Here is a 22,292-nt window from a genome sequence, read left to right on the forward strand (position 1 = left end):
GGTCACCCGCCGCCGACGGCCGCGCGTCGTCATTCGAACGTCAGCAACCTGAAGGAGAGACCTGCCGATGAGCACCCGGTATCCGTTCACCGCCGTCGTCGGTATGGACGACCTGCGGCTCGCGCTGCTGCTCAACGCCGTCAGCCCCGCCGTGGGCGGTGTGCTGGTCCGGGGCGAGAAGGGGACCGCCAAGTCCACCGCCGTCCGGGCGCTCGCCGAGCTGCTGCCCGCCGTTCCCGTCGTCGCCGGCTGCCGGTTCAGCTGCGACCCGGCCTCGCCCGACCTCGGCTGCCCCGACGGGCCGCACGGGACCGCGCCCGGCACCGAGCGGCCCGCGCGGATGGTCGAGCTGCCCGTCGGCGCCTCCGAGGACCGGCTCGTCGGCGCGCTCGACATCGAGAAGGCGCTCGCCGACGGCGTGAAGGCCTTCGAGCCGGGGCTCCTCGCCGCCGCGCACCGGGGCATCCTCTACGTCGACGAGGTCAACCTGCTCAGCGACCACCTCATCGACCACCTCCTCGACGCCGCCGCCATGGGCTCCTCCTACGTCGAGCGCGAGGGCGTCTCGGTGCGGCACGCCGCCCGCTTCCTGCTCGTCGGCACGATGAACCCCGAGGAGGGCGAGCTCCGGCCGCAGCTGCTCGACCGGTTCGGGCTGACCGTCGAGGTCGCCGCCTCCCGCGAGCCCGAGCAGCGCGTCGAGGTCGTCCGGCGACGGCTCGCCTTCGAGGACGACCCGGACGCGTTCGCCGCGCGCTGGGCCGACGAGGAGACCGCGCTGCGCGGCCGGATCACGGCCGCCCGCGCCCTGCTGCCCCGGGTGACCCTCGGGGACGCCGTGCTGCTCCAGATCGCCGCGACCTGCGCCGCCTTCGAGGTGGACGGCATGCGTGCCGACATCGTCATGGCCCGGGCCGCGACCGCGCTCGCCGCCTGGGCCGGACGCACCGAGGTCACCTCCGAGGACGTGCGGCAGGCCGCGCTCCTGGCCCTCCCCCACCGCAGGCGCCGCTCCCCCTTCGACGCGCCGGGCCTCGACGAGGACAAGCTCGACGACACCCTGGAGCAGTTCAGGGGCGAGGAGCCGCACTCCGACCCGGACGAGGACCCCGAGCCGGACGGCCCGGGGGACGGCGGTCCCGGCGGCGGCGGTCCCGGCGGCATTCCGCCGCAGGGTGACGGGCCGGCCCCGGAGTCCGCCCACGAGGACTCCGCCGCCCCGGAGGACGCCCCCGCGCCCGCGGAGGCTCCCGCGCCCGCGCCGCAGCGCGCCGGTGCCGGGGAGCGCGCCGCCGTCGCCGCCTCCGAGCCCTTCCGTACGAAGGTGCTGAGCGTGCCGGGTCTCGGCGAGGGCGCGGCCGGGCGCCGCTCCCGGGCCCGCACCGACCACGGCCGTACCACCGGATCCGTACGCCCCCGGGGTGCCCTGACCAAGCTCCACCTGGCCGCGACCGTGCAGGCCGCCGCCCCGCACCAGAAGGCCCGCGGGCGGTCCGGCCCCGGGCTCGTGGTCCGCCGGGACGATCTGCGGCAGGCGACCCGGGAGGGGCGGGAGGGGAACCTGGTGCTCTTCGCCGTGGACGCCTCCGGTTCGATGGCGGCGCGGCAGCGGATGAGCGCCGTCAAGGGCGCCGTCCTCTCCCTGCTGCTCGACGCCTACCAGCGGCGCGACAAGGTCGGCCTCGTCACCTTCCGGGGGCGTGACGCCGAGGTCGCGCTGCCGCCGACCTCGTCCGTCGACGCGGCCGCCGCCCGGCTGGAGAAGCTCCCGACCGGTGGTCGTACGCCCCTGTCGGCCGGGCTCCTGAAGGCCCACGACGTCCTGCGGGTGGAGCGGCTGCGGGACCCCTCGCGCCGCCCGCTGCTCGTCGTCGTGACCGACGGGCGCGCGACCGGCGGCGGCGCCGACCCGGTGGCGCTGGCCGCCCGCGCGGCGCGGCTGCACGCGTCCGAGGGCACGGCCTCCGTCGTCGTGGACTGCGAGACGGGGCCCGTGCGGCTCGGGCTCGCCCGGGAGCTCGCCCGCGAACTCGGCGGCACCGCCGTCACCCTGGACGAGCTGCGCGCCGACTCGATCGCCGGCCTCGTCAAGGACGTACAGGCAGGACAGACAACCAGGAGGGCCGCTTAATGCCGCAGGGACAGCCGACCGTCGTCCCGGACGACGGTCTCACCACCCGTCAGCGTCGCAACCGCGCGCTGGTGATGGTCCACACGGGCGTCGGCAAGGGGAAGTCGACCGCCGCGTTCGGCATGGCGCTGCGCGCCTGGAACCAGGGCTGGCCGATCGGGGTGTTCCAGTTCGTCAAGTCCGCCAAGTGGAAGGTCGGCGAGGAGAACGCCCTCAAGGCGCTCGGCGAGACCGGCAAGGGCGGCACCGTCACCTGGAACAAGATGGGCGAGGGCTGGTCCTGGATCCAGCGCGAGGTCGCCGAGGGCGAGCAGTCGCACGAGGACAAGGCCCGTGAGGGCTGGGAGCAGGTCAAGCGGGACCTGGCGGAGGAGCGGTACAAGTTCTACGTCCTCGACGAGTTCGCGTACCTCCTGCACTGGGGCTGGATCGACGTCGCGGAGGTCGTCGAGGTGCTGCGTGACCGCCCCGGGCACCAGCACGTCGTCATCACGGGCCGCAACGCGCCGCGGGAACTGGTCGACTTCGCGGACCTCGTGACCGACATGTCCAAGGTCAAGCACCCGATGGACGCCGGTCAGAAGGGCCAGCGGGGCATCGAGTGGTAGCACGTCTCGTCATCGCCGCGCCCTCCTCGGGCGCGGGCAAGACCACGGTCGCGACCGGCCTGATGGCCGCGTTCGCCGGCCGTGGTCTGGCCGTCTCCCCGCACAAGGTCGGCCCCGACTACATCGACCCCGGCTACCACGCCCTGGCGACCGGACGGCCGGGCCGCAACCTCGACGCGTACATGTGCGGTACGGGGCTGATCGCGCCGCTCTTCGAGCACGGGGCGCGCGGCTGCGACCTGGCCGTGGTCGAGGGGGTCATGGGCCTCTACGACGGGGCCGCCGACCAGGGCGAACTGGCCTCCACCGCGCAGGTGTCGAAGCTCCTCAAGGCGCCCGTGGTGCTCGTCGTCGACGCGTCCTCGCAGTCGCGGTCGGTGGCGGCGCTCGTACACGGCTTCGCGTCGTGGGATCCGGAGGTACGGATCGGGGGCGTGATCCTCAACAAGGTCGCGACGGACCGGCACGAGCACCTGCTGCGGGAGGCGCTCGGGGAGTCCGGGGTGCCGGTGCTCGGCGTGCTGCGGCGGGCGCCCGCCGTCGCGACGCCCTCGCGCCACCTGGGGCTCGTGCCGGTGGCCGAGCGGCAGGCGGCGGCGGTGTCCGCCGTGGCGGCGCAGGCCGAACAGGTGCTGGCCGGGTGCGACATGGAGGCGTTGCTCGCGTTGGCGCGCAGCGCTCCGGAGCTCCACGCGGAGGCCTGGTCGCCGGAGGTCGTCGGGCGGCCGCGCGCGGAGGGGCCCGTGGTGCCCGCACCGAGGATCGCGGTGGCCGGCGGAGCCGCGTTCACCTTCTCGTACGCCGAGCACACCGAGTTGCTGACCGCCGCCGGCGCCGAGGTCGTGACCTTCGATCCGCTGCGGGACGAGGCGCTTCCCGAGGGGACGAGCGGGCTCGTCATAGGCGGCGGGTTCCCCGAGATGTACGGGAGCCAGCTCTCCGCCAACGAGCCGCTGCGGAAGGCCGTCGCCGGGCTCGCCGCCTCCGGGGCGCCGATCGCCGCCGAGTGCGCCGGGCTGCTCTACCTGGCGCGGTCGCTCGACGGCACGCCCATGTGCGGGGTGCTCGACGCGGACGCGCGGATGTCGGAGCGGCTGACGCTCGGGTACCGGGACGCCGTCGCCGTGAGCGACAGCGTGCTCGCGCCCGCCGGGGCGCGGATGCGCGGGCACGAGTTCCACCGCACCGTGATCGAGCCGGGGGCCGGGGCGGCCGCCGCCTGGGGGCTGCGGCAGCCGGAGCGGCGCGTCGAGGGCTTCGTGCGGGGCGGGGTGCACGCCAGCTATGTGCACACCCACTGGGCGGGGGCTCCCGAGGCCGCCGCGCGGTTCGTCGAGCGGTGCGCGGGCGGTCCGGTCGCGTGAGGTCAGCCGCCGGAGACTCCCACCACGAGCCAGATGAAGCCGACGCCCGCCACCGTGCACAGCAGGGTGGAACGGGCGGGGTGTTCGTGGTGGGCCTCCGGCAGGATCTCGGCGGCGGCCAGGTAGAGCAGGGCGCCGCCGAAGAAACCGAGATAGCCGCCGAGGAGTTCCTCCGGAAGGGTGAACAGCAGGGTGGACGCGGCGCCGACGACGGGGGCGAGGGCGTCGGCGACGAGCATGGCGACGGCCTTGTGCCGGGCGTTCCCGTAGAGGCTCGTGATCGTGTAGGTGTTGAAGCCGTCGGCGAAGTCGTGGGTGATGACGGCGACCGCGACGGCGGCGCCCATGCCGCCGCCGACCTGGAAGGCGGCACCGAGCGCGATGCCGTCCATGAGGCTGTGACCGACCATCGCGGCGGCCGCCGTCAGGCCGACCTGGGGGACCCGTTCGTCGGCGCCGACACCGTGTGCCGCCCGGCGTACGGCGAGGAGCCGCTCCACGCCGTGGGCGAAGAGGAAGCCTCCGACGAAGAGCAGCAGGGCCTCCGGGACACCGAAGACCACGTCGCCCGCCGCGTCCAGCGCCTCGGGGAGCAGGTCGAGTCCGACGACGCCGAGCATGAGCCCGCCGGCGAGGCCGAGGACGAGGTGGCGCCGGTCCGTGACGCGCTGTGCGACCCAGCCGCCGAAGAGCGTCATGAGGAACGCGCCGAGCGCGACGACTACAGCCATGGGCCTTTGGTATCGGATCGGGTGCCGTCCGCGCACCTCGGCGTGGGGGCCAGACCGGGGACGCCGGTGGACGAGGTGCTCGCCCTGGTCGGGGAGGTCCTGGGCGAGGCGGGGCTGACGCGCGCGGACGTCCGGTCGCTGGCGACGCTCGACGCGCGGGCGGCGGAGCCGGGTGTCGTGGGGGCGGCGGCCGAGCTCGGCGTACCGGTGCGGGGGTTCACGGCCGAGGAGCTGGCGGCCGTGTCCGTACCGCATCCGTCGGCGCTGCCGCTGGCCGCGACGGGGACGGCGTCGGTGGCGGAGGCGGCGGCGCTGCTGGCGGCGGAGGGCGGGGGCGCGCGGGCGCGTACGGACGCGGGGGACGGGGCCGGGGAGGGCGCGCGGACGCCCGCGCGTACGGAGGCCCGTACCGGGTCCGTCGCCGGTGCCGTGCTGCTCGTGCCCAAGCGGAAAACCCGACGGGTAACGTGCGCTCTCGCCGCTTCCGTCCCGGTACGTCCGAACGAAGATGCCCCAGGCGTACGGTTGTTGCCCCGAACTCACGGGTACATCGCTGGCGAGCCTGGCTCACCCCCCACCATCCCCACCCCCCACGCGACGGCGGCCATGGACATGCACACGCATACCGACGCCCACGACCTGCGCCACCACGGTGACGCCGAGGTCCGGGACGAGAAACTCATCGATCTGGCGGTCAACGTCAGGACGAACACCCCACCCGACTGGCTGCGGGAGCGCATCGCCGACTCCCTCACCGGACTCGCCGCCTACCCCGACGAGCGGGCCGCGCGGGCTGCGGTCGCCGAGCGGCACGACCTGCCGTCGAACCGGGTGCTGCTCACGGCCGGCGCGGCGGAGGCCTTCGTGCTGCTCGCCCGGGCGCTGCCGGTGCGCAGACCCGTCGTGGTGCATCCGCAGTTCACCGAGCCGGAGGCGGCGCTGCGCGACGTCGGCCACGAGGTGCGCCGGGTGCTGCTGCGCGAGGAGGACGGGTTCCGGCTGGATCCGGCGGCGGTTCCCGAGGACGCGGACCTCGTGGTGATCGGGAACCCCACGAACCCGACCTCCGTGCTGCATCCCGCCGCCTCGATCGCCGCGCTCGCGCGGCCGGGGCGGACCCTGGTCGTGGACGAGGCCTTCATGGACGCGGTGCCGGGCGAGCGCGAGTCGCTGGCCGGGCGGACCGACGTGCCGGGGCTCGTGGTGCTGCGCAGCCTCACCAAGACCTGGGGCCTCGCCGGTCTGCGGATCGGGTACGCGCTGGCCGAGCCGGAGACGGTCGTGGCCCTGGCGGGGGCGCAGCCGCTGTGGCCGGTGTCGACGCCCGCCCTGGTGGCGGCGGAGGCGTGCATGTCGCGGGCGGCGCTGGCGGAGGCCGAGCACGCGGCGCACCGGATCGGTGTGGAGCGGGCCCATCTGCTGGCCGGGCTGGCGGAGTTCGACGAGGTGCGGACGGTGGAGGGGTCCGAGGGGCCCTTCGTGCTGCTGCGGATCGACGGGGCGGATACGGTGCGGGAGCGGCTGCGGTCGCTGGGGTTCGCGGCCCGCCGGGGTGACACGTTCCCGGGGCTCGACCGGAACTGGCTGCGGATCGCGGTCCGGGACCGGGTGACGACGAACCGCTTCCTCCAGGCGCTCGACCAGGCGCTGTTGATGGGCGGCTGACCGTACGCGCACGGGTCCGGGGAGGGCGACGTCGTCACCGTCGCCCTCCCCGGACCCGTTCACGCCTCCCCCGCGGCGCCCCCCCTGCGTGTCCCCCCTCGGGCCTGCGGTCAGCCGCGCGAGCGGGCGCGCGAGCGGGTCAGGGCGAGGGCGCCGCCGCCGGCCACGAGGAGTGCGAGGGCTCCGCCGGCGATGTACGGGGTGGTGGAGCTGCCGCCGGTCTCGGCGAGGTTCTGGGTCTTGACGCCGCCGGCCTCGCTCGGCTCGGGCGAGGGCTTCTGCGTGGGCTGCTCCGAGGGCCGCTCGGTGGGCTCCTCGGTGGGCTTCTCGGTCGGCTTCTCGGTGGGCTTCTGGGTCGGGGCCGGGCCCTTGGGCGTCTCGCAGGTCGCCTCGGCGAGCGTCACGGTGCCGTTGACCTCGGCGACGCCGAGCTTCAGCGGGTCGACCTCCACCTTGAGTTCGAGGGCGGTCGCGGCCGCCGTGCGCGAGGTGGTGGAGGTACGGGAGAGGTCGAGGGTGACCTGACCGATGTTCGGCACGGCGACCTGGGTCCGGCCGCCGGTGGAGAGGGTGGTCTTCTTGCCGAAGACGGTGACGTGGCCGAGGACGTTGGACTCGGCGACCGGCTTCCTCCCCACCTCGCAGAGCGCCTTGGAGGTGACCTTCTCGACCTCGATCAGCGAGAGCAGCGGGATTCCGGGGACGTGGACCTGGGCCTTGACCAGGTTGACGTACCCCTCGGCCTTCTTCTCGTCCACGGTGGCCCGCGAGGTGGCGACGTCGGCGGCGAGGATGTCGATCGGCTGACCGCCCTCGGCTCCCCGCACCTTCACGGAGAGCGCGGTCTCGCTCTCGGTCTGCGGTGCCTTGACCTCGTTGAGGGAGACCCGCACCGGCACGTCGACCGTCTTGTCGAGCAGGGAGACGTCGAGCCCGGTCCGCAGGACGACGGCGGTGGCACGCCCTTCGCCGCCCGTGGCGTGCGCCGCCGGGGCCACCAGGAGCACGGGACCGACGGCCAGGGCGGCGACGGTCGCGGCGGCGGCGGCGGCGGAACGGCGTACGGGCAGGCGGAAGGTGTTGCTGTTCAAGATGGTGGAACCCCCACAGGAGACATGGCGTCGCCGGCCGCTCACCACGGGGACGGTGGGTCGGCGCGGCCTCGGCGACTTGAGACACCGGAATCTTTACGCACGGAGAGTGAACCGGCAGTCGCCTGACGTGAGTTCACTCCAAAGGGGGGTTTCCGTGTTCATTTTCGATTTTTCTGGACACAACCGTTCCCGGGTGTCCCGCGTCTTTCGCACGCGCGGGCAGAGTCGGGAACGGTGTGAACGACCGGCGCCGCACCGGGGTAACGGATCGTCAACCCGGTGCGCGCCGTCGGCGTGCCCGGCGGCCGGCGCGCCGGACCGGGCCGATGGCCGGAGAGCCCTAGCCCGCCCGCCAGTACCCGAGGGCGTGGACGCGCTCCTTGGGGAGGGCCAGTTCCTTGCGCGCGTACGTGGCGAGGGTGCGGGTGGTCGCGGTGTCGCAGGCGATCCAGACGTACGGGTCGAAGCCGGACGCGGCCAGCCCGGGAAGCTCGGCCTTCACCCGGGCGACCAGGTCGGCGCCGCCGTCCCGGCGCGGCACCCGGCGCAGCTCGTGGTGCTCGGCGTCGAGCCGGACCGGCAGGTCCTCGTCCGAGGCGTGCTGGGTCTCGAACCAGACGGTGGCCGGGACGCCGGGGAGCGCGTCGAGCAGGGAGTTGACCGCGGGCAGCGAGGCCGGGTCGCCGACCACGAGCAGCCGCCCGGGGAGCGGGGCGGGGGCCTCGAAGCCGGTGCCCTGGAGGGTGGCGTCCACGGTGTCGCCGGGGGCGCAGGCGCGGGCCCAGTGGCTGGCGACGCCGTCGTGGAGCGCGAACTCCAGGCTGAAGGTGCCGGCCTCCTGGTCGGGGTCGACCAGGGTGTAGGCGCGCTGGTGCGGCTTGCCGCCGTTGTCGAACCAGAGGCGCACCCACATCGTCGGATGGATTCCGGCGGCCGCGAGCAGACCCCCGTCGGTGAAGTGGACCCTGCGGTAGTCCTCGGTGACCTGCTCGGCCCCCGTCACGGTGAACGTGAAGTCCTTGCCTCGGAACAGCTTGAGAACGGCACCCTGCCAGCCGTGACCCACGGCAATCCCCTCCCCTGAACTCCTGTAAGTTAATTTAGGTCAGCCTAACCTAAGAAAACCGCAGTGGACATGGCAGAAGGCCATGGCAGGACAAGGACGGGATCGGGAACTCCGTGAGCATCGAGGTCTACCGCGACGCCTGGGGCGTCCCCCATCTGCGCGCCGCGGACCCGGACGAACTCGCCTTCGCCCAGGGCCGCGTCACCGCCCGGGACCGGGCCTGGCAGCTGGAGGTCGAACGGCACCGCGCCCAGGGCACCACGGCCGCCTTCCTCGGCACCGCCGAACTCGCCTGGGACACCTTCGCCCGGCGCTCCCGGCTCGCCGACACCGCCCGCCGCTGCTTCGAGCGGCTCGAACGCGAGGACGCGCCGACCGCCGCGTGGGTCCGCGCCTACGTGGACGGGGTCAACGACGGCCTGGCGGAGGGCGCCGGACGCGCCCCCGAGTTCGCGGAGACCGGCCTCGCGCCCGGCCGGTGGGAGCCGTGGACCCCGCTCGCCGTCTGGCTCACCACCCACATCCTGTTCGCCGGCTTCCCCGCCAAACTGTGGCGCGAGGAGGTCGCCCGACGGCTCGGCGAGGAGTGGACCGAGCTCTTCGCGACCGACGGGCCCGGCACCTCCGGCTCCAACGGCTGGCTCCTCTCGGGCGAGCGGACCGCGAGCGGAGCGGCCCTGGTGGCCGGCGACCCGCACCGGTTCATCGAGGCACCCGGCGTCTACCAGCAGATCCGGCTCGCCTGCCCCGCGTACGACGTCGTGGGCATCGCCGTGCCGGGCATCCCCGGACTCGCCCACTTCGGCCACACCGGGCCGGTCGCCTGGGCCATCACCAACGCGATGGCGGACTACCAGGACCTCTACCGGGAACGGCTGCGGCGGCTCCCGGACGGCGCGGTGGAGGCGTACGGCCCCGAGGGATGGCGGCCGGCGGCGGCGCACACCGAGACGATCGAGGTCAGGGGCGGGGAACCGGTCGTGATCGAGGTGATCGAGACGGACCGGGGTCCGGTGATCATCGGCGTCGACGGAGAGCCGTCGGAGGGTTCCGCCCCCTGGGAGGCCGTCGCCCTGCGCTACCCGCCCCGCGTCACCGCGGAGCTCGGTTTCGGGGTCCTGCCCGCGCTGCTGCGCTCCCGGACCGTCGCCGACGTCGACGCCGCCCTCGACGGCTGGGTCGAACCCGTGAACGTCGTCCTGGCCGCCGACACCCGGGGCGGTCTGCTGCACCGGGTGGCCGGCCACGTCCCCGTCCGGCACCGCGCCAACTCCCTGCGCGTCGTGCCCGCCTGGGACCCGGCACACGACTGGGAGGCCGCTCCGGCGCCGCTGCCCCGCGCCGAGGTGGCCGGCCACGCGGTGATGGCCAACGCCCGGGGCCTGGCCGCGCCCCTGGGGATCGAGTTCGCCCCGCCGCACCGGGCCGCCCGGATCGACGCGCTCCTCGGCGCCTCGGCGGAGTGGACCCCGGAGACCACCACGGCCGTCCACCGCGACACCGACAACCCCTCGGCCGCCCGCCTCCTCGCGGCGGTTGCACGGGTGGGCGGGGCAGGGGACCGCGCTCCCCTCTCCGCCGCCGCCTCCGCCGTGCGGGACCGGCTGCTCGCCTGGGACCGGCGGATGGAGGCGGACAGCACCGACGCCGGGCTGTACGCCGCCGTGCGCGGGGCCGTGGTGCGACGGCTCGCCGCCCACGAGGCCTTCGCGGCGCTGCGCGAACCCGCCCCGTACCCCGAGGTGTTCCGGCCCTGGCTGGCGCTCGGCCCGCGCGTCGCCCACGCCCTGGAGACCCTGCTCTTCGCCGGGCCGGTGCCCGCGGGGGACGTCGACCGGATCGTGCGCGAGGCGCTCGACGAGGTCGCTTCCGGCGAGCCCCCGGCCGCCTGGGGCGTGACGCACCGGCTCGCGCCCTGGCAGGCGCTGCCCGACCCCGACGACGACCGGTGGCCGGGGCTCGGCGGGGACCACGACTGCGTGCTCTCCACCTCCAGCGTCCCCGGGTGGACCGACCGCAGCGCCCGCGCCTCCGCCGCCCGCTACGTCTGGGACCTCGCCGACCGCGAACGGAGCGGCTGGATCGTGCCGTTCGGCGCCTCCGGCGTCCCCGGCGACCCGCACCACCGCGACCAGCTTCCGCTGTGGCTGAGGGGCGAGCTCGCCCCCGTCACCACCGACTGGCAGTACCTCACCAAGGAGCAGGAATGACCACCACGACCGCCGCCTACGTCCACCGGGTCGAGGGCCTCGGCACCGTCGTGGTCCGGCCCGTCGAGCCCGACCGCGACGCCCCGGTCCTGCACGGCTGGGTCAACGAGGAGCGGTGCCGCTTCTGGGGCATGGTCGGCACCACCGTCGAGCAGGTCCGGGACGTCTACGCGCACCTCGACTCGCTCACCACCCACCACGGCTTCCTGGTGAGCCTGGACGACGAGCCGGTCGCCCTCCTGCAGACGTACGACCCCGGGGCCGACCGGGTGAGCGAGTGCTACGAGGTGCTCCCCGGGGACGTCGGCGCCCACTTCCTCATCGCGCCGAACGGCACGCCGCGTCCCGGCTTCACCGGCGCGCTCCTCTCCGCCCTGGTCGCCTTCGCGCTGCGGGACCACACACGGGTGGTCGTCGAGCCGGACGCCGCCAACGAGAGGGCGATCGCCCGCATGGTGCGCGCCGGGTTCGAGCTGGGCCCGGAGGTCGTGCTCCCCGAGGTGGACCTGCCGGAGGTCTTCCTCCCGGAGAAGAGGGCCCGGCTCGCCTTCCTGACCCTCCGCCAGGACCTGTCGTCGCCTTGCCGTCTGTCCCCCGGGCGACGACGGGAAGGTGACGACAGGCCCTAGCCCGCGCCCCACCGGGCCCGACCGGCCTCCGGTCGGGCCCCGGGAACTCCCGTCCTGGCCGCCGCTCCCCGGACCCGGTTCAGCCGGCCACCCGGCCGTTGACGACGACCCGGCGCGGCGCCGCGAGGACGCGGACGTCCGCGCGCGGGTCCTCGCCGTAGACGACGAGGTCGGCCGGGGCGCCCTCCTCCAGGGAGGGGCGGCCCAGCCAGGACCTGGCGTACCAGGTGGTGGCCGCGAGCGCGTCGATCGGCGGGATCCCCGCCTTCGTCAGCTCCTCGACCTCCTCGGCGACCAGCCCGTGGGCGAGGGAGCCGCCCGCGTCGGTGCCGACGAAGACCGGCACGCCCGCGTCGTAGGCGGAGCGCACGGTGTCGTACCGGCGCTCGTACAGCCGGCGCATATGGGCCGACCAGCGCGGGAACTTCTCCTGGCCGCCGTCGGCGAGGTGCGGGAAGGTCGCGATGTTGACCAGGGTCGGGACGATCGCGACGCCCCGCTCGGCGAAGAGCGGGATGGTGTCCTCGGTGAGCCCCGTGGCGTGCTCGACGCAGTCGATCCCGGCCTCGACGAGGTCGCGGAGCGAGTCCTCCGCGAAGCAGTGGGCGGTGACGCGGGCGCCGAGCCGGTGCGCCTCGGCGATGGCGGCCTCGACCTCGGCGCGCGGCCAGCAGGCGGTGAGGTCGCCCGCCTCACGGTCGATCCAGTCGCCGACGAGCTTGACCCAGCCGTCGCCGCGCCGGGCCTCGCGGCCGACGTACGCCACGAGGTCGGCGGGCTCGATCTCGTGGGCGTAGTTGCGGATGTAGCGGCGGGTGCGGGCGATGTGCCGACCGGCCCGGATGATCTTCGGCAGGTCCTCGCGGTCGTCGATCCAGCGCGTGTCGGAGGGTGAGCCCGCGTCCCGGATGAGCAGGGTGCCCGCGTCCCGGTCGGTGAGGGCCTGCTTCTCGCTGGTGGCCTCGTCGACGGGGCCGTGCCGGTCGAGGCCGACGTGGCAGTGGGCGTCGACCAGTCCGGGCAGGACCCAGCCCTCGACGGTGACCGCCTCGGCGGCCGGCCGGTCGAAGGTGATCCGCCCGTCGACGCACCACAGTTCGTCCCGTACGTCCTCGGGGCCGACGAGCACCCGTCCCTTCACGTGCAGCACCGTGTGATCGCTCATGGCTGCACTGTACGAGGGCGGGTGCCGGCCCGGGACCCCCGATCGGGGGGTCACTCGTCGATCGCGGCCCCGTAGCGGGCGTCCAGGTACGGGCCGCCGAAGGTGCCCGCGCCGAAGGTCCACGAACCGGTGGCGGTCAGTCCTCCCGTACCGGCCGAGAAGACCCAGACGCAGCCGTCCCCGGTGTCCTCGCCGGGGGCGGCGGTGAGCAGTCCGAACCGGCCGTCGGCGTTGGGGTCGACGAGCCGTACGTGGCCGCCGAACCGGTCGCCCTTCTCGACCGCGCCGGGTACGGACGGCGAGTTCTGCGTCCACGAGGCGGCGCCGGAGCCGGTCAGCCCCCGGGCGGTGCCGCGCAGGACGGTGACCATGCCGGCGTCGGCGACGGTGCCGTTGTCCTCGCCGGGTGCGCCGATCGCGAGGTCGGCGTATCCGTCCTTGTTCGTGTCCCCGAGGGAGAGGTCGGCGCCCCAGCCGTCGCCGCGCTCGGAGTCGCCCGGCACTCCCGGGGAGTTCTGCGTCCACCACTGCGGCGGGGTGCCGACGCCGGTGGCGCCCGCGGGGCCGTCCGGACCGCCCCGGTAGACCCCGACGAGGCCGCCGGTCATGGTCTCGCCGCCGTCGTCGGGGCTCTGCGGCTCGCCGGTGACGAGGTCGTCGTAGCCGTCCCCGTCGATGTCCCCGGAGGCGGCGACCGGGCCGCCCCGCAGCTCGCGCCGGTAGTCGAGGCGGTCGCTCTCCCCCGCCAGGTACCAGGACCAGCCGTGGCCGGGTTCGGCTCCGGTGCTGAGTCCGGTGATCACCAGGTCCGCGTAGCCGTTCCTGTCGTGGTCGCCGGTGGTGACGGACTTCGCGACGAGATCGCGCGGCGGCGGCTCGTCGGCGGCGCGCGCACCGGCCCGCGCGACGGCGGCCCGGTTCAGGGAGTGGGCGCGGTGCCACCGGGGGTCCGTGGCGGTCCGGGACTCGCCCGGCCGCGGCGCGGCGCCGAAGAGGTGCCACTCCGCCGCCCTGCCGTCGAGGACGATCAGCTGGTCGCCGGGCGTCTCGGCGGTGAACCGGGCGGCGCCGAGGGCCGATCCGAAGCGGGCCCCGGCCACCGGGCCGAGGAGACTGTCGAGCCAGAGGCTGTCGGAGCCGACGAGTCCGTGCGGGGAACCCCACAGGACGATCACGCCGCCGACGTCGGCGCGGGTGCCGATGTCCTCTCCGGGAGCCCCGATCACGGCGTCGTCGTAGCCGTCGCCGTCGAGGTCCCCGGTGGCGACGGCGGCCCCGAACGAGTCGCCCGCCTCGGCGCCGCCGGGCACCCCGGGCGTGTCCTGGTCGATCACCGTGCCTGCGCGGGTGTCGATGCCGTGCGGGGAGCCGTACTGGACGGTGACGAGGCCGGCGCCCCGCCTGCCGCCGACGGCCGCGCCGGGCGCGCCGACGAGGACGTCGTCGAAGCCGTCGCCGTCGAAGTCGCAGTTGCGGTCGTCGGCGCGGGTGCCGCCGGGCACCCCGGCCCAGGCGGCGGGCGCGGTCGCGATCCCCGCGCCGGTGAGAAGGAGGAGCGTCGCCGCGGCGAGGGCGGCGGAACGGTGCTTGCGCATGGAGCGACTCCTGGAGTCGGAGGGTTCCGGGCGGCTGCGGGGGTGCGCCGGACGGGGCCCGTGCCCGGTCCGTCGCTCTGTGGGACACACGATGTCCGAAGAAGGTTGCACCGGAACGAAGATCCCTTTTGTACGGGTGGCCCACGGGCCCCGCGGAAGCCGCTCGGTACCCTGATCCGGAGTTCCGCCCGCACGAATCCGAGTCGAAGAAGGCACCGCCGTGACCGTGACACACCCGCTCCTGGACCTGGCCCCGCTGACCGCCGCGCACTTCGCGTCGATCGAGCGGCGGGTGGCCGCGCTGCTCTCCACGGAGCAGGACGTGGTGATCACCCAGGGCGAGGCGCTGCTCCCCCTGGAGGGGTGCATCCGCAGTGGGGCGCGGGCGGGTTCGACCGCGCTGAACGTGGTCACCGGGCCGTACGGGCAGACCTTCGGCAACTGGCTGCGGGACTGCGGGGCGACCGTCGTCGACCTGGCGGTGCCCTTCCACACCGCCGTGACGGCCGCCCAGGTGGAGCAGGCGCTCGCCGCGCACCCGGAGATCGACTTCGTCTCCCTGGTGCACGCGGAGGCGGCGACCGGGAACACCAACCCGGTGGCGGAGATCGGTGAGGTCGTGCGGGCGCACGGCGCGCTGTTCTACCTGGACGCGGTGGCCTCGATCGGCGCCGAGCCGGTGCTGCCGGACGCGTGGGGCGTGGACATGTGCATCATCGGCGCGCAGAAGGCGATGGGCGGGCCCGCGGGCGTGTCGGCGGTGTCCGTGAGCGCGCGGGCCTGGGAGCGCTTCGCCGCCAACCCGGCCGCGCCGCGCCGCTCGTACCTCTCCCTCCTCGACTGGAAGGAGCGCTGGATCGACGGGGGCCGCAGGACGCTGCTGCACGCTCCGGCGCAGCTGGAGATGCTGGCCCTGGAGGCCTGTGTGGAGCGGATCGAGGCGGAGGGCCTGGACGCGCTGATGGCGCGGCACGCCTCGGCGGCGGCCGCGACCCGCGCGGGGACGCTGGCGCTGGGCGGCGGTCTGGAGCCGTACGTGTACGAGGCGAAGGACGCGGCCCCGGTCGCGACGACGCTGCGCGTGCCGGACGGGGTGGACGCCTCGGAGCTGGTGGCGAAGGCGCTCGCCGCCGACCCGTCGCTGCCGCTGATCGCGGGCGGCGGGGCGCTGGCCAAGGAGATGGTCCGGGTCAACCACTACGGCGTGGACGCGACCCCGGGAGCGGTGCAGTCCTCGCTGGCCGCGCTGGGCGCGGCGCTCGGCGAGACGGGCCGCGCGGTGGACCTGGAGGGCGCGCGCCGGGCGGTCACGGAGGCGTGGGCGGTCTGACCGGTCGTACGGGGCGGCCCGGCCGGTCGTACGCGTGAGGGGCGGGGGTCCGGTGCCGGACCGCCGCCCTTCGACGTGCCCCGGGGGCTCTGGGGGTTCCTGGGCTTCCGGGGCTTCCGGGGCTTCCGGGGCTTCCAAGAGATCCGTGCGGGCCCGGAGATCCGTGCGGGCCCGGAGATCCGTGCGGGCCCGGAGGTCCGGCTACAGCGCCGGGTAGTCGGTGTAGCCGCGGTGGTCGCCGCCGAAGAAGGTCGTGGCGTCCGGGGTGTTGTAGGGGCCACCGGCCTTCAGACGGGCGGGCAGGTCGGGGTTGGCGAGGAACAGCGCCCCGTACGCGACGAGGTCGGCGGTGCCGTCCTCGATGAGGGCCAGGGCGTCGGCTCCGGTCGGCCCTTCGGTGGACGGGTTGAGGATGAAGGTGCCGGAGAACGCCTTGCGCAGGGCGAGGGTCAGTTCGCGGATCTCCGGGGCGGGCTCGGTGACGTGCAGGTACGCGATGCCGACCGGGTCGATCGCGGCGACGAGGGCGGGGTAGAGCTCCTCGGTGTCGGTCTCGGCGATGTCGTTGTAGGTGTTGGCCGGGGAGACGCGCAGGCCGGTGCGGTCGGGGCCGATCTCGGCGGCGACGGCCTTGACGACCTCGACGGCGAAGCGGATGCGGTTCTCGACGGGGCCGCCCCACTCGTCGGTGCGGTGGTTGGAGCCGGAGGCGAGGAACTGCTGGACGAGGTAGCCGTTGGCGCCGTGGATCTCGACGCCGTCGAAGCCGGCCTCGACGGCGTTGCGGGCGGCCGCGGCGAAGCCGGCGACCGTCTCGTGGATCTCGTCGGCGGTGAGCTCGCGCGGGGCGACGAAGTCGATGAGGCCGGTGCCGGCGAAGAGCTGGCCGGCCGGGGCGACGGCGGAGGGGCCGACGGGGTGGAGGCCGCCGCCGAGGACGACGGGGTGGCTGATCCGGCCGGCGTGCATCAGCTGCGCGAAGATCGTTCCGCCGCGCTCGTGGACGGCGTCGGTGACCTCGCGCCAGGCGGCGATCTGCTCGGCGGAGTGCAGGCCCGGGGTGTTGGGGTAGCCCTGGCCGATGGCGGTGGGCTGGGCGCCCTCGGTGATGATGAGGCCGGCCGAGGCGCGCTGGGCGTAGTACTCGGCGACGAGGGGGGTGGGGATCCGGCTCTCGCCCTCGGCCCGGCTGCGGGTCATGGGCGCCATGGCGATGCGGTTGGCGAGCCGGGTGCCGGCGAGGTCGACGGGGTCGAAGGCGGTGGTCATGGCTGTCCCCTTCACAGATTTATGTGGTCGGCCAAGTATCTGGTCCGGATGCCACTGTAACCCATTGATTGGCCAGCCAAGGTAATCTGGTGGGGAGCCGTCCCGAGGAGCCAGCCATGTCAGGAACCGACCCCGTCTGTACCGAGCCGGTGCCGTCCGCCGCGCGCGGCGGACCCGTCAGCATCGCCCTGGCCCGGGTGGCCCGGATGCACCGGATCGCCGCCGGACGGCGGCTGCGGGAGCTCGGCCTGTACCCCGGCCAGGAGATGATGATGATGCGGCTCTGGGACTGCGGACCGGTCCGCCAGTCGGAGCTGATCCAGTCCCTGGGCCTCGACGCCTCCACGGTGACGAAGATGCTCCAGCGCCTGGAGCAGTGCGGCCACGTCCGCCGCGGGCCCGACCCGGCCGACCGGCGCGCGGTCCTCGTCGAGGCGACGGACGAGGGACGCTCGCTGCGCGCCGGCGTCGAGGGCGTCTGGTCGGACCTGGAGCGGCTCTCCCTGAACGGGCTCGGGCCGGACGACCGCACGGAGCTGGCCCGGCTCCTCGGCCTCGTGGCGGAGAACCTGGCCGAGGAGGCGGGCGAGGCGGGCGAGTGCCCGCCGGCACCGGGCGGCTGCTGAGCCCCGGGACCCGTCGGCGGCCGCCGGGCGCGGGTCAGTCCGCCAGGACGTCCAGGATCCGGTCCACGTCCGCCGCCGTGTTGTACAGGTGGAAGGAGGCGCGGAGGTTGCCCGCGCGGGCGGAGAGCAGGATGCCCGCCTCGCGCAGCGCGTCCGCGCGCTCCCCGAGACCCGGGACCGCGACGACCGTCGAGGTGTCCGCCACGGGCGCGTGGCCCAGGGCGACGAGACCCTCGCGGAAGCGGGCCGCGAGCCCCTTGTCGTGGGCCTCGATCCGCTCGATGCCGACCTCCTCGAGGAGCGCCAGCGAACGGGCCGCCCCGTGGTACGAGAGGAAGGCCGCGGGCTCGTCGAAACGGCGTGCGGTACGGGCCAGTTCGCGGACCGGGCCGTAGCTGTTCACCCACAGCTCCTCGCCGGTGACCCAGTTGGCGTGGATCGCGAGGAGCGAGTCCTGCGCCTCCTCGGTGACGGTGAGGAAGGACGCCCCGCGCGGGCAGAGCAGGTACTTGTAGCCACCGGCGACCGTGTAGTCCCACTCCCCCGCGCGCAGCGGCAGCCAGCCCGCCGACTGCGTGGCGTCCATGAGCGTCCGGGCGCCGTGGGTCGCCGCCGCGGCCCGGATCGCCGAGAAGTCGGCGGTCCGGCCGTCCGCCGACTGCACGGCGGAGAAGGCCACGAGGGCGGTCTCGGGGCGGACGGACTCGGCGAGCCGCTCCAGGGGCACGAACCGCGTCTTGAGGTCCCCCCGGATCGTGAAGGGGGTGATGACGGAGGAGAAGTCCCCCTCGGGGAAGAGGATCTCGGAACCCGCGGGCATCGACTGGGCGATCATCCCGCAGTGCACCGCGACCGAGCTGCCGACGGCCACGCGCTCGGGCGGCACTCCGGCGATCCGGCCGAAGGCGGCACGGGCCTCGTCGACGATCTCGAAGTCTCCGGCGCCGCCCGGGCGGCCGTCGGCGGTCTCCTCGGCGAGGAGCCTGACGGCCTCGACGGTCCGCCGGGGCAGCAGCCCGCAGGCGGAGGTGTTGAGATAGGTCTGCTTGGGCGCGAACTCTGCGCCGCCGAGCGGCTTTTCCAGGGAATCCATGGACCCACCCTGGGTTCCCCACGATCACCCGTCAATCGGGTTCGATCGTGGGGAACCCCCAAGCCGCGCTTATCACCGCAGGTGAGAGGGGGTGCGGGTGGCCGGGCGCGCCTCCGGGGGAACCCGGATACCCGCCCGCCGGGGCGGTCAGGCCCCGGGGACCTCGCAGCTGCCGTCCGTGTCGCAGGCCGCCGCGTCCCCGCCGATCGGCTGGAGCGCCCTGCCCTGCCAGGCCTGCTCCAGGGCCTGGGTGAAGACCTCGGCGGGCTGGCCGCCGGAGATGCCGTAGCGGCGGTCGAGGACGAAGAACGGCACGCCGTTCGCGCCGAGTTCGGCGGCCTCGCGCTCGTCCTCGCGCACGGCGTCGGCGTAGGCGGAGCCGTCGGCCAGGACGGCCCGCACCTCGGCCTCGTCGAGACCGGCCTCGACGCCGAGCGTCACCAGGGTCTCGGCGTCGAAGACGGAGCGCTCCTCGGCGAAGTTCGCGCGGTAGGCCAGGTCCAGGAGCTCGTTCTGGCGCCCGCGGTCCTTCGCGAGGTGCAGCAGCCGGTGGATGTCGAAGGTGTTGCCGTGGTCGCGGCCCTCGGTGCGGTAGCCGAGGCCCTCGGAGTGCGCGTTGGACGCGACGTGCGCCTCCATGGCGCGGGCCTCGTCGAGGGTGCGGCCGTACTTCTCGGCGAGCATCTCCAGGACGGGTCCCGTGTCGCCCTTGGCGCGGTTCGGGTCGAGCTCGAAGGAGCGGTGCACGACCTCGACGCCGTCACGGTGGGCGAAGGCCGCGAGCCCCTGCTCGAACCGGGCCTTGCCGATGTAGCACCAGGGGCAGGCGATGTCGCTCCAGATCTCGACGCGCATGTGATGTCTCTCCGAGGGTTGCCGGTGGGATGTTCCGTGGGACCAACGACCTCACCGGCGGATTTCATTCCGTTTCGGGCCCCGGTGTGAGGCGGAGCACGAGGTGATCGCCCTCGCGCGGGTCCTCCGGGTCGGGGGTCCAGCCGTGGGCCGCGCAGAAGACCCGGGGGCGCTGGTTCTTCTCGAAGACCTCAAGACGGGCCGTGGTCACCCCGGCCGCCCGCCGGACTCCGGCCGGCGGCGGGCAGGCGGCTGAAGGAGGAGCGGTACGCGCTCGGGGTGAGGCCCGTGCGGCGCAGCAGGTGCTGCCGCAGCGAGTCCGCCGTACCGAGGCCGCTGGCGCGGGCGACCCCGTCCATGGCGAGCGAGGTGGTCTCCAGGAGCTCCTTCGCCCGTTCCACCCGCTGGTGCAGCAGCCACTGGAGGGGGCTGACCCCGGTCTCGGCGTGGAAGCGGCGGGAGAGGGTGCGGACGGAGACCCCGGAGTGCCGGGCGAGGTCGGTGAGGCCGAGCGGTTCGTCGAGGTGTTCCATGGCCCAGGCGCGCGTGTCGGCGAAGGAGACTCCCCGCTCGGGCGGCAGCGGGGTCCGGGTGAACTGGGCCTGCCCGCCGGGCCGTACGGGTGCCACCAGGGCGAGCCGGGCGACGGTGTTGGCGACGGCGGCGCCGTAGTCGGTCCGGATCACGTGCAGACAGAGGTCGATGCCGGCCGCGTACCCGGAGGAGGTGAGCACCGGCCCGTCCTGGACGAACAGGACGTCGTCCTGGAGGTCGACGGCGGGGTGCCGGGCGGCGAGCAGGGACCGGTACTCCCAGTAGGTCGTCGCCGCCCGGCCGTCGAGCAGTCCGGCCTCGGCGAGCGCGAAGGCGCCGGTGCAGATGGAGGCGATCCGCCGGCCCTCGGCGGCGGCGGCGCGGAGCGCGTCGAGGATGCGCGGATCGGGGTCGGTGTACGAGCCGCTGCCCGCGAGGACCACGGTGTCGGCCCCGGCGACGGCGTCGAGGCCGTGCGGGACGACCAGGTCGAGACCGCCGGTGGTGGGGACGGGCCCGGGGTCGGGGGCGCAGATGACCGTCTCGTAGCCGGGTGCGCCGTCGATCTCGACCTTGCCGAACAGCATCTCGGGGATGGCCAGGTTGAACATCGAGACGGGCGGGGCGGCGATCACGGCGACCCGCCGGACGCGGACGGCGCCGGGGGCGGCGACCGGGACGGACGGCACGCGCGGCGATCGCGCCGCACGCGACCGCCGGACCCGGGTGCCGGTACCGGCATCCGCCCCGGTGCCGATCTCGGTCCCGGACCCGGACCCGGCGGCCCCGGACCCGGCCCCGGACCCCGTCCCTCGTTCCGTCTCCCGCACATCCGTCATGGCTGGCCAGAACCTCCGGGCATATGGCATTCGGGCCACTACTGTACGACCCCGCCGATCATGAGGCTGGGGGCATGTCCTCAACCCGCCTCACCCCGCCCGCCGTCGCCGCCCCCTCCCCCGTACCCACCGCGAAGGGTCCCGGCTCCCCGGGCCCCGCCCTGGCCGCCGCGATGCTCGGGTTCGCCCTCATCACCCTCGACACCTCCGTCGTCAATGTCGCCCTGCCCGCGATCGGCACCGATCTGCGGGCCGGGATGTCCGGGCTCCAGTGGGTGGTCGACGCGTACACGCTGTCCTTCGCCGCACTGCTGCTGTCCAGCGGGGCGCTCGCCGACCGGGTCGGGGCGAGTCGGGCGTACGGGGCCGGGGTCGTCGTCTTCGTGCTCGCCTCGGCCGCCTGCGGACTCGCCCCCGGTCTCCCGTCGCTCCTGGCGGCCCGTTCGGTGCAGGGCGCGGCGGCGGCCGTGATGCTGCCGGCGTCCCTGGCGCTGGTCCGGGAGGCGTACGGCGATCCGGGGCGGCGGGCGCGCGCGGTGTCGCTGTGGGCGGCGGGCGGGACGGTCGCGGTGGCGCTCGGGCCGGTCGTGGGCGGGGCGTTGACGACGGCGTGGAGCTGGCGGGGCATCTTCTTCGTCAACCTGCCGCTGGGGCTGGTCGCGCTCGCCCTGCTGACCCGGGTGACCCGCTCGGAGCGCCGGGCCGCGCCGCTCGACCTGCCGGGACAGCTGACGGCGGTGACGGCGCTCGGGGCGCTGACCTTCGCGGCCATCGAGGGCGGTACGGAGGCCTGGTGGGCGCTGGGGGTGGCGGTCGTGTCCTTCGCCGCGTTCCTGCTGATCGAGGCGGGGCGCCGCGAGCCGGTGGTGCCGCTGGGGCTGTTCAGGAACAGGACGGTGGCGGTCGCGGTGGCGGCGGGTTCGGCGAACAGCGTCGCCTTCTACGGGATGCTCTTCGTCTTCAGCCTCTTCTTCCAGCAGGTGCTCGGCCTGTCGGCGCTGGCCGCCGGGCTGATGTTCCTGCCGATGACGGGGCTGCTCGCCGGGGTGAACATCCTGTCGGCGGGGGTGGCGGCGCGGTACGGGGCACGGCTGCCGATCGTGGTGGGCCAGGCGGTGGCGGTGGGCGGCCTGCTCGGCCTCCTCACCGTGGACGCGGAGTCCTCGCGGGTGGCGCAGGCCCTGCTGCTCGTCCCGCTGGCCCTGGGCGCGGGCTTCTCGCTGCCGCCCCTCATCGCCTCGATGATGGAGGCGGTTCCGGCGGAGCGCGCGGGTACGGCGGCGGGCCTCCTGAACGCGGTCCGGCAGACGGCGGGCGCGCTCGCCGTCGCCGTGTTCGGCTCGATGGCGGCCCGGGACGTGACGGCGGCGCTGCGGACGAGCCTGCTGATCAGCGCGGGCCTGCTGGCCCTGACGACCGTGGCGTCCCTCCGGCTCCCGGGCCGGCGGGCCTGAGCCTCACGCACCGTACGGGGCGCGGCGGCGGACC

19 protein-coding genes are annotated in these 22,292 nt (G+C 74.8%); 9 read left to right on the forward strand and 10 right to left on the reverse strand.

Translation table 11 applies throughout. The features are described from left to right. Positions 1-67 precede the first annotated feature (67 nt). Genes ABT129_RS04870 through ABT129_RS04880 form a run of 3 tightly spaced genes read left to right on the forward strand, consistent with a single transcriptional unit; the run spans position 68 to position 4,103 of the window. Positions 68-2,131 (forward strand): putative cobaltochelatase, encoded by a 2,064-nt coding sequence (locus tag ABT129_RS04870; RefSeq protein WP_351896616.1) that lies wholly within the window; start codon positions 68-70, stop codon positions 2,129-2,131. Next, positions 2,131-2,739 carry a cob(I)yrinic acid a,c-diamide adenosyltransferase gene (cobO, locus tag ABT129_RS04875; RefSeq protein ID WP_351896619.1) on the forward strand — a complete coding sequence of 203 codons (609 nt, stop codon included), beginning with the start codon at positions 2,131-2,133 and terminating at the stop codon, positions 2,737-2,739. The genes ABT129_RS04870 and cobO overlap by 1 nt, the downstream gene beginning before the upstream one ends. Next, on the forward strand, positions 2,733-4,103 hold the full coding sequence (locus tag ABT129_RS04880) for a cobyrinic acid a,c-diamide synthase CobB (protein ID WP_351896621.1): 1,371 nt from the start codon (positions 2,733-2,735) through the stop codon (positions 4,101-4,103). Before cobO ends, ABT129_RS04880 begins: the two co-directional genes overlap by 7 nt. A 2-nt stretch (positions 4,104-4,105) precedes the next feature. Here the strand turns inward: ABT129_RS04880 and ABT129_RS04885 are convergent, their stop codons facing one another. Then, complete coding sequence (locus ABT129_RS04885) at positions 4,106-4,834, reverse strand: ZIP family metal transporter (protein WP_351896623.1); 729 nt, start codon at positions 4,832-4,834, stop codon at positions 4,106-4,108. A 21-nt stretch (positions 4,835-4,855) separates the two neighbouring features. On the opposite strand from ABT129_RS04885, the gene cobC reads away from it, so the two are divergent. Further along, on the forward strand, positions 4,856-6,499 hold the full coding sequence (gene cobC / locus ABT129_RS04890; RefSeq protein ID WP_351896626.1) for an Rv2231c family histidinol phosphate aminotransferase CobC: 1,644 nt from the start codon (positions 4,856-4,858) through the stop codon (positions 6,497-6,499). A 110-nt stretch (positions 6,500-6,609) separates the two neighbouring features. On the opposite strand, the gene ABT129_RS04895 is transcribed toward cobC, so the two are convergent. Then, the gene (locus ABT129_RS04895) at positions 6,610-7,590 is read right to left on the reverse strand and encodes an SCO1860 family LAETG-anchored protein (RefSeq protein ID WP_351896629.1); all 981 of its coding nucleotides are present in this window, start codon (positions 7,588-7,590) and stop codon (positions 6,610-6,612) included. Between the two features lie 343 nt (positions 7,591-7,933). Continuing rightward, positions 7,934-8,659 carry a siderophore-interacting protein gene (locus ABT129_RS04900; protein WP_351896632.1) on the reverse strand — a complete coding sequence of 242 codons (726 nt, stop codon included), beginning with the start codon at positions 8,657-8,659 and terminating at the stop codon, positions 7,934-7,936. 113 nt (positions 8,660-8,772) lie between these two features. On the opposite strand from ABT129_RS04900, the gene ABT129_RS04905 reads away from it, so the two are divergent. After that, positions 8,773-10,869 (forward strand): penicillin acylase family protein, encoded by a 2,097-nt coding sequence (locus ABT129_RS04905; RefSeq protein ID WP_351896634.1) that lies wholly within the window; start codon positions 8,773-8,775, stop codon positions 10,867-10,869. Then, positions 10,866-11,498 carry a GNAT family N-acetyltransferase gene (locus ABT129_RS04910; protein ID WP_351896637.1) on the forward strand — a complete coding sequence of 211 codons (633 nt, stop codon included), beginning with the start codon at positions 10,866-10,868 and terminating at the stop codon, positions 11,496-11,498. Before ABT129_RS04905 ends, ABT129_RS04910 begins: the two co-directional genes overlap by 4 nt. A gap of 79 nt (positions 11,499-11,577) precedes the next feature. Here the strand turns inward: ABT129_RS04910 and ABT129_RS04915 are convergent, their stop codons facing one another. Next, positions 11,578-12,663, reverse strand: a complete 1,086-nt coding sequence (locus ABT129_RS04915; RefSeq protein WP_351896639.1) for an amidohydrolase family protein — start codon at positions 12,661-12,663, stop codon at positions 11,578-11,580. Between the two features lie 50 nt (positions 12,664-12,713). After that, on the reverse strand, positions 12,714-14,258 hold the full coding sequence (locus ABT129_RS04920) for an FG-GAP repeat protein (RefSeq protein WP_351896641.1): 1,545 nt from the start codon (positions 14,256-14,258) through the stop codon (positions 12,714-12,716). Between the two features lie 226 nt (positions 14,259-14,484). On the opposite strand from ABT129_RS04920, the gene ABT129_RS04925 reads away from it, so the two are divergent. Beyond that, on the forward strand, positions 14,485-15,588 hold the full coding sequence (locus ABT129_RS04925) for a pyridoxal-phosphate-dependent aminotransferase family protein (protein WP_351897045.1): 1,104 nt from the start codon (positions 14,485-14,487) through the stop codon (positions 15,586-15,588). Between the two features lie 201 nt (positions 15,589-15,789). Here the strand turns inward: ABT129_RS04925 and ABT129_RS04930 are convergent, their stop codons facing one another. Further along, positions 15,790-16,857: an alkene reductase gene (locus ABT129_RS04930; RefSeq protein WP_351896644.1), complete on the reverse strand. Its 1,068-nt coding sequence runs from the start codon at positions 16,855-16,857 to the stop codon at positions 15,790-15,792. Between the two features lie 116 nt (positions 16,858-16,973). On the opposite strand from ABT129_RS04930, the gene ABT129_RS04935 reads away from it, so the two are divergent. After that, positions 16,974-17,483 (forward strand): MarR family winged helix-turn-helix transcriptional regulator, encoded by a 510-nt coding sequence (locus ABT129_RS04935; protein WP_351896646.1) that lies wholly within the window; start codon positions 16,974-16,976, stop codon positions 17,481-17,483. 34 nt (positions 17,484-17,517) lie between these two features. Here ABT129_RS04935 and ABT129_RS04940 read toward each other — a convergent pair whose 3' ends face one another. The 4 genes from ABT129_RS04940 to ABT129_RS04955 form a co-directional block, all read right to left on the reverse strand. Further along, positions 17,518-18,576 (reverse strand): aminotransferase class V-fold PLP-dependent enzyme, encoded by a 1,059-nt coding sequence (locus ABT129_RS04940; RefSeq protein WP_351896649.1) that lies wholly within the window; start codon positions 18,574-18,576, stop codon positions 17,518-17,520. A gap of 147 nt (positions 18,577-18,723) precedes the next feature. Beyond that, positions 18,724-19,431, reverse strand: coding sequence for a DsbA family oxidoreductase (locus ABT129_RS04945; RefSeq protein ID WP_351896651.1), 708 nt, complete (start codon positions 19,429-19,431; stop codon positions 18,724-18,726). Between the two features lie 64 nt (positions 19,432-19,495). Then, on the reverse strand, positions 19,496-19,642 hold the full coding sequence (locus tag ABT129_RS04950) for a hypothetical protein (RefSeq protein WP_351896654.1): 147 nt from the start codon (positions 19,640-19,642) through the stop codon (positions 19,496-19,498). Beyond that, complete coding sequence (locus tag ABT129_RS04955; RefSeq protein WP_351896656.1) at positions 19,623-20,654, reverse strand: GlxA family transcriptional regulator; 1,032 nt, start codon at positions 20,652-20,654, stop codon at positions 19,623-19,625. The genes ABT129_RS04950 and ABT129_RS04955 overlap by 20 nt, the downstream gene beginning before the upstream one ends. 224 nt (positions 20,655-20,878) lie before the next feature. Here ABT129_RS04955 and ABT129_RS04960 point away from each other — a divergent pair, with 224 nt between their 5' ends. After that, positions 20,879-22,258, forward strand: a complete 1,380-nt coding sequence (locus ABT129_RS04960) for an MFS transporter (protein WP_351896658.1) — start codon at positions 20,879-20,881, stop codon at positions 22,256-22,258. Positions 22,259-22,292: the final 34 nt, after the last annotated feature.

Origin of the sequence: Streptomyces sp. NPDC002057 (assembly GCF_040296665.1) — a bacterium.
Taxonomy (GTDB): domain Bacteria; phylum Actinomycetota; class Actinomycetes; order Streptomycetales; family Streptomycetaceae; genus Streptomyces.

Excerpts from the sequence above, each read along its gene's own strand:
- ABT129_RS04870 (WP_351896616.1), top strand. The coding sequence starts at position 68 with ATGAGCACCCGGTATCCGTTCACCGCCGTCGTCGGTATGGACGACCTG.
- ABT129_RS04910 (WP_351896637.1), top strand. The coding sequence starts at position 10,866 with ATGACCACCACGACCGCCGCCTACGTCCACCGGGTCGAGGGCCTCGGC.
- ABT129_RS04915 (WP_351896639.1), bottom strand. The coding sequence starts at position 12,663 with ATGAGCGATCACACGGTGCTGCACGTGAAGGGACGGGTGCTCGTCGGC.
- ABT129_RS04940 (WP_351896649.1), bottom strand. The coding sequence starts at position 18,576 with ATGGATTCCCTGGAAAAGCCGCTCGGCGGCGCAGAGTTCGCGCCCAAG.
- ABT129_RS04935 (WP_351896646.1), top strand. The coding sequence starts at position 16,974 with ATGTCAGGAACCGACCCCGTCTGTACCGAGCCGGTGCCGTCCGCCGCG.
- cobO (WP_351896619.1), top strand. The coding sequence starts at position 2,131 with ATGCCGCAGGGACAGCCGACCGTCGTCCCGGACGACGGTCTCACCACC.
- ABT129_RS04885 (WP_351896623.1), bottom strand. The coding sequence starts at position 4,834 with ATGGCTGTAGTCGTCGCGCTCGGCGCGTTCCTCATGACGCTCTTCGGC.
- ABT129_RS04930 (WP_351896644.1), bottom strand. The coding sequence starts at position 16,857 with ATGACCACCGCCTTCGACCCCGTCGACCTCGCCGGCACCCGGCTCGCC.
- ABT129_RS04945 (WP_351896651.1), bottom strand. The coding sequence starts at position 19,431 with ATGCGCGTCGAGATCTGGAGCGACATCGCCTGCCCCTGGTGCTACATC.
- ABT129_RS04920 (WP_351896641.1), bottom strand. The coding sequence starts at position 14,258 with ATGCGCAAGCACCGTTCCGCCGCCCTCGCCGCGGCGACGCTCCTCCTT.
- ABT129_RS04960 (WP_351896658.1), top strand. The coding sequence starts at position 20,879 with ATGTCCTCAACCCGCCTCACCCCGCCCGCCGTCGCCGCCCCCTCCCCC.